We start from the raw sequence: 5,207 nt of genomic DNA on the forward strand, positions 1-5,207 counted from the left end.
ATATAAATACATTTGTTTCTTGTGCATTGTATCACTCCATTCTGATGAATAAAAACGCAAACATCCACAACACCAGTATCAAACTATTAAAATATCCACATATAAAGATGAGATATTATAATAAATAGCCGTACAACGATAGTCCAGTAAGCTTTTACAATCTTTAAGTTTTTTTGAGCTGACAGCTTCGGGATCGTATTTCTTAATAGTGGTTCTATCTTGTACAGTTTCCAAAACTAATCTATTAGACCTTAAAATAAGCTTTTGAAAATGCTTGTCCTTGTTATCATCTTCTGTATTAATGCTTTTCTCCCAAACAGTAACGGAAGCATTACGAAAATAAAATTTTAAAGCTTGTTCAATAATGTCATTTGCCCCATGTAGTCTGTCTATTAATGATGCCCTATGCTTCACCATATTTAATAAATCTTCATCTAAAGTAGTACTATATCTTATCCTAGCCATGAAATATCAACTCCTAATCTTTAATAATCTTAATAATTAATTGTTCTTTATCTTCTATAACGTGTACTTTGTCACCAATCTTGAAACCATGTTTTTCAAGCCATTTGCCTTGAAGTCTGATAACTGGATAGGTTGAATAACCCTTTCTAAATCCAAGATAATTGGTAACACTACAAACTGTTAAAGTACGTAAATTCATATGTAATTATCTCCTTTCAAAGTGGTTGAAAGGAAAACAAAAAAGTGCAAACCTACACTTGTAAAGCGATGTAGAATCATCTATAATAAATTCAAGGTTGCTCATAACAGCGTATGCTGTATGTGTAGGTACGTGTATTACCTGCATATGCCCAAAAGTGTTCTAGCACTTTCGGGATATGGCGACCTTTTTAGTTTTCCAATGAATTGAATAGTGGGGAGCCATGAAAAAGACCATCTAGGGTCGGTTGCTTACGGAGTGTTTTAAGGTCTTCCCCCGCAAATCTTTTCAAGGTGTTTCTTTTAGGTCATAGAAACCAAAACAAAATCATTCTAGTCTTAACCTATTAGCCTACCAATGTTTTCTTAATTCACGATATAAGGCAGAGCGTATGCTATTATGACAAGAACATGCTTCGTTTAGAATATCCATAAGCAGACGTAGTGGCTTCAAGAAATATCTCATTTCTTCACCCCCAATAGCTAAAGTATTCATATTTTCGTTGACTGAACAGCTTGTATCATAGGGATTATTCCATGTCAATAATTATTTTCAATATTTTTTAGTGTTCTTTGTTCAGACTGATTTATGAAAGAAAATAAAAATAGCCTTTTGGCTATATAATTGAATAAGACTTTCCGTAGATAAATCATTAATATACTAAGTAATGTACATAAAAGATAGATTTTACATAGGACACGCTACATACTGATATCTCTATATTTTAGCATACAGTAATAAATTTATACTACAATCAATAATATATACTAATAGAGATATAGGAAGGTTATCAATTGAAGAGGATAAAAATAGTTCTTATACTTATTTTAATAGTTTTGCTATTTACAGCATTCAAAGATGATATTATGGTTTTTAATCATAAAACTGAACAAAATACAGAATTATATCTTCTCGCTAGTATTCCAGAAAAGGATACTTTTTTGTATGCTATACCACCTACAAAAGAAGGAATGAATTATACTAATATGACAATAAAAATTGGAGAAAATGAAAAGACATTTAATTGGAAGGATATTGGTCTTCCGATCTACATTAAGTACGTAGATTCCTATAAAGAGGGCGTACTAAAAGAAGACTTATATATTATATTCACTACTGCTAGTGGGACAGATATAGCTATTAATGAAGTACATATTATCAATCCAGAAACAATGGATGAATACGAAGTGGATAATCCTGTTAGTGTAATAAATGATACAATAACTATGGAATTTTCCTCTAAGGAAGCGATGATTATTATTGATGATATAATTTATCTAATACCTGTAACTTCCAATCCTAAGTTCCGATATACTAAACCAGCTGTTGGTGATACTATAAAATTTGGATTGGAGAATAAACCATTATTAAGTACTTATGATAGACTAACAGCGGACGTTGGAATCAAAATATCACCTAGTGTAGGTATTGGTCTTTTTAAAGTCTATTATACTTTTAAGAATAATAGGTACAAAATAACCAATATTGAGTATCTTAAAAGCTCTTATTACTAAATCACTTGAAGAAAGACATCTCTAATGAACCGTCTTAATCATAACCTTCAAGTCTGAAAAATGTATGATTACCTATAACTTGCTTCTCAACTACTAGTTTCCAAAAGGGTGAAGAATTAAATTTAAATTCTTCGTTACCTTCACTGTTTATTCTTGAAAGAGTAGAATAGAGATTATTTTTTACAAACCATAAGCATTTTCCTATTGGGTTAGCACGTGGCATATTTCTTGCTATTTGAAGGCTACTTTCCCAATCACCTGAATTTAAATCTGGCTGTAATACTATTGTTCCTTGCATAGAATCAAATCCAGGTTCATGTAATAAAACACCTTCATATGTATTTCCACCAAATTCTGAATCATTATATCGTTTTCTATTGTATGCCACCATAGCAACTGCTTCTTTTCCTACAAAACTTTCAGACATAGCTTCTCCATAAACCATACGTGCTAATAAATCAACACTATCTCTTCCTATCAATTCATCATTACTATTTAATGGTTCACCATAGGGATAAGAAGCACTTGTTGTCAATCCAAAGCCTGATACTATGCTAATTACGGTAACTAGCATAACTAATCTTTTTAATACTTTCATCATTTGTATATCCTCCATAATTTTTATATTTTCTAGTTAAGTAGGTTCTAGTAATATATTTGTAAAAATGGAGTTTTTGTATTCAGTTATAATCTGTAATTATTAAAGTTATGCGTTTGAATTATTTATATGACGTTACACACAAACAATATCATTCAAACCACCTCATGTCAATATATATCTCTAACTATTCGTTGTCTTAATAATTTCCTTAATAATTTTAATAATTAATAAAGAATATTTAAATACAAAAATATTTAAACTGGCTTATATTTTAATAGCTTATAATCAGTATTATATTCCATCAATATATGGATTATCTTTGCTCACTACTTTTTGGTTGTTGTCATTATAGCCGTATAGAAGTACAAAGAACACTAAAAAATATTGAAAATAATCATTTACATGGAATAATCCCTATGATATCCCCAAGCTAGTCAACGAAAATATGAATACTTTAGCTATTGGTGGTGAAGAAATGAGATATGTCTTGAAGCCACTACGTCTGCTTATGGATATTCTAAACGAAGCATGTTCTTGTCATAATAGCATACGCTCTGCCTTATATCGTGAATTAAGAAAACATTGGTAGGCTAATAGGTTAAGACCAGAATGATTTTGTTTTGGTTTCTATGACCTAAAAGAAACACCTTGAAAAGATTTGCGGGGGAAGACCTTAAAACACTCCGTAAGCAACCGACCCTAGCTGGTCTTATTCCTATCTCAGGGGTATCTATTTTATTGAAAATACATAAATAAAACTATACTAATCAGAAGGGTGTTAATGTCCTAGAGACATATGTTATTGTATACATATGGTGTTTATTATTACTATTATAATAAAAACTTTATCCGATAAGCTGATAAGATTCTTATAAAAATCGTATCTTTAGGGCTTTTTCTGTTATGATATCTCCACGGTTCACGATTGCACTGAAAAATAAGGTAGATGGTAATTCACAGGGATACCATCTACCTTGATATTCATTATTTTTAAATTAATTAGATGAAAGATTAACCACAGATTTATTACTTATCAGTATCGTCTGTATCTCAAATTTCTCTGTATCAGTCATAGTATTCCAGTACTTAGCTTTTTCTAGACTATTTTTAATATCTAAATAAAAATTTCTTGAAGAGACAAATTTAAAGAAAGTTTTTTCTGTTTGTAAGTCTTCCATTTTAGGTACTAATTCACCTAATTGGTCAACTTTTATAAAATTCTCTTCTGTTAAAGCAGTATCAAGATTTTTAATATCTATAGAATTTATCAATTCACTATATATTTCCATAAATTCTTTATTGTATTTATTAAATTTTATTTCCATTAACTTAGGTCTAATAAAATTTGTTATTAAATACATAAGTACTACAACAGATATACTTATTATAGTTGTAAGCTTCTTTTGCTTCTTAGTCATAATAATCCCTTTCTAATATGGTGTTACATACCCTGTTCTTGAGGTAAAATATAATACTTATAGTATAATGTTTTCTTAAATTGCTCTTCATGATATTTATCTTCAATATCCTTAAACATTGGCTTCAGATTATTGATATGATGATTATAATTTTTATTCATAGAAATAACATCACCTATTTTACTTGATATTTTGTATAATAAATATTCTTGGTCATCATTTAACTGATCACCATAAACATCAGTAAACCCTTTATAGACATTCTTGGTAATATTTTCCCATTGATTAATGAATTTATCTCTATAACCTTGTAAAAGAAACATATTAAATGGGTCAGCATCTATTGCAGCTATGTATTTAAGATTCTTAAGGTTTTTCTTATCTTGAAATTCATTTTTCACCATATCAAATAGTGCTATAGGAATTAATGCATTTGGATTTTTCGCAAATACACCCCATTCAGCCAATGTATTGGCACGCTTAGAATACTTTTCAAGTGTCTTAGAAAATATGAAGTTGCCAAAATCTTTTTTGTTTTTAACCTGTGCTACTTCATAAATAAATTTTGCACCGCTAACTGATGAAATTATATCGTCTACTAATTTAGTATTAAAATTATCGTAGAGATATGTATAAGCCATATAATTACTACCACCAACTGGAACATTTGTAAAATAATCATATAAATATTTAAAGGTATAGATATCTGCCATTAAATCTAGCTTGCTAGCGTCAGAATCAGGCTTAGGTAAATTAATAAAGTAACTATTATCTTTATTACTAACTCCACCTTTTCCATGTCCAGTTGGGTCGATATACATAATAGGGTTATTCTGTACGTATGTGTAAAGATTCAGCCCGTCCCCTCGGTAACTATCCATAACTATTAATCTATTATATAGAAGATATTTTTTATATCTCTATTATTAATGAAGTTAACATAATTAGTTAACTATTAGATTATAGTTGTATATAGATAGATGTAGCATTATAGCTAGTGCTTAGCTGTG

Annotated in this window: 6 protein-coding genes; 1 reads left to right on the forward strand and 5 read right to left on the reverse strand. The window is 29.5% G+C overall.

The features are described from left to right. Window positions 1-78 precede the first annotated feature (78 nt). Window positions 79-465 (reverse strand): hypothetical protein, encoded by a 387-nt coding sequence (locus N4A55_RS05695; RefSeq protein WP_293754551.1) that lies wholly within the window; start codon window positions 463-465, stop codon window positions 79-81. A gap of 13 nt (window positions 466-478) precedes the next feature. Next, window positions 479-664, reverse strand: a complete 186-nt coding sequence (locus tag N4A55_RS05700; RefSeq protein ID WP_293754553.1) for a SymE family type I addiction module toxin — start codon at window positions 662-664, stop codon at window positions 479-481. Window positions 665-1,458: 794 nt separating this feature from the next. Here N4A55_RS05700 and N4A55_RS05705 point away from each other — a divergent pair. Further along, on the forward strand, window positions 1,459-2,178 hold the full coding sequence (locus N4A55_RS05705; protein WP_293754555.1) for a hypothetical protein: 720 nt from the start codon (window positions 1,459-1,461) through the stop codon (window positions 2,176-2,178). 34 nt (window positions 2,179-2,212) lie between these two features. Here N4A55_RS05705 and N4A55_RS05710 read toward each other — a convergent pair whose 3' ends face one another. The 3 genes from N4A55_RS05710 to N4A55_RS05720 all read right to left on the reverse strand — a co-directional run bounded on the left by N4A55_RS05710 (window position 2,213) and on the right by N4A55_RS05720 (window position 5,078). Beyond that, window positions 2,213-2,779: a cell wall hydrolase gene (locus N4A55_RS05710; protein WP_293754556.1), complete on the reverse strand. Its 567-nt coding sequence runs from the start codon at window positions 2,777-2,779 to the stop codon at window positions 2,213-2,215. Window positions 2,780-3,774: 995 nt separating this feature from the next. After that, window positions 3,775-4,197 carry a hypothetical protein gene (locus N4A55_RS05715; RefSeq protein WP_293754557.1) on the reverse strand — a complete coding sequence of 141 codons (423 nt, stop codon included), beginning with the start codon at window positions 4,195-4,197 and terminating at the stop codon, window positions 3,775-3,777. 23 nt (window positions 4,198-4,220) lie between these two features. Further along, window positions 4,221-5,078 (reverse strand): hypothetical protein, encoded by an 858-nt coding sequence (locus N4A55_RS05720; RefSeq protein WP_293754558.1) that lies wholly within the window; start codon window positions 5,076-5,078, stop codon window positions 4,221-4,223. Window positions 5,079-5,207: the final 129 nt, after the last annotated feature.

Source organism: Vallitalea sp. (assembly GCF_025211055.1).
Lineage (GTDB): Bacteria > Bacillota > Clostridia > Lachnospirales > Vallitaleaceae > Vallitalea.